Origin of the sequence: Sulfitobacter sp. HI0129, from assembly GCF_001635395.1 — a bacterium.
GTDB lineage: Bacteria > Pseudomonadota > Alphaproteobacteria > Rhodobacterales > Rhodobacteraceae > Sulfitobacter.
Genome location: NZ_LWGH01000879.1, coordinates 1 through 729, shown reverse-complemented (window position 1 = coordinate 729; position 729 = coordinate 1). Strand labels below are relative to the sequence as shown.

Annotated in this window: 2 protein-coding genes; both read right to left on the bottom strand. The window is 63.8% G+C overall.

Features of this window, described 5'->3' with window-relative positions; genetic code table 11:
• A partial coding sequence (locus A3764_RS20540) for a hypothetical protein (protein WP_236628271.1) occupies nucleotides 1-267 on the bottom strand: 267 nt, incomplete at its 3' end.
• Between the two features lie 74 nt (nucleotides 268-341).
• Nucleotides 342-729, bottom strand: a 388-nt coding sequence (locus tag A3764_RS20535) for an ABC transporter substrate-binding protein (RefSeq protein ID WP_161487521.1), incomplete at its 5' end; no start/stop codon positions are given.

Sequence of the window (729 nt, the reverse complement as noted above, 5' to 3'; positions counted from 1 at the left end):
CCAGAAGGCGGACATGCCCAGAAGATATCCCAGCACCGCGCCCAGCAGGCTGCCCACGATAAAGCCCAGCACGGTATAAAGCGCGGTGGACAGGAAGTGACCCAAAAGCCCCTCGTAGGCCCACATGCGCGCCAGTTCGGCAAGGCAGTCCGACAACGTCGGAATGATGAACTTCGGCACATCCAGCGCGGTGGGAAGGAATTCCCAAGCAAGCAGCACGATGACCAGCAGGATCAGGCTCGCGACGGTGGGATTGGCAAGACGCATGAGACGGGGTCCAACTCTGGCGGGGGCCGAGGTGGCCGGGACGCTTCTCCCGGCCACGGCCTGGCTGACTTCGGTCATTTGATGAACTCGTTTGTGTAAAGCTCCTCCACCGGGACGGCGTTACGCACGATGCCCGCCTCGACGTAGAAGTCCTGAACCGCCTTGATCCGTTCGGGATCGAAAGCACCAAGCGGCTGGTTCTCCCCCTCGGGGTAGATCAGTTCGGCATAGGCCCGCATCACCGCCTCGATCCCGGCGAGGTTTTCGGAATGCTGCGGGACAAGCGCGACGTATTGCGCGGCGGCGGCAGCCGGATCGTCCGAAATGTCGCGCACCGCGCGCAGCACCGCGTCGACAAAGCCCTGCACCACCTCGGGGCGTTCCTCGATCGTGTCGTCAGAGGCGATGATGGCCTGCGCCATGGCGGGAAAGACGCTGTCCACCGGCTGCTGGTCCATCGGC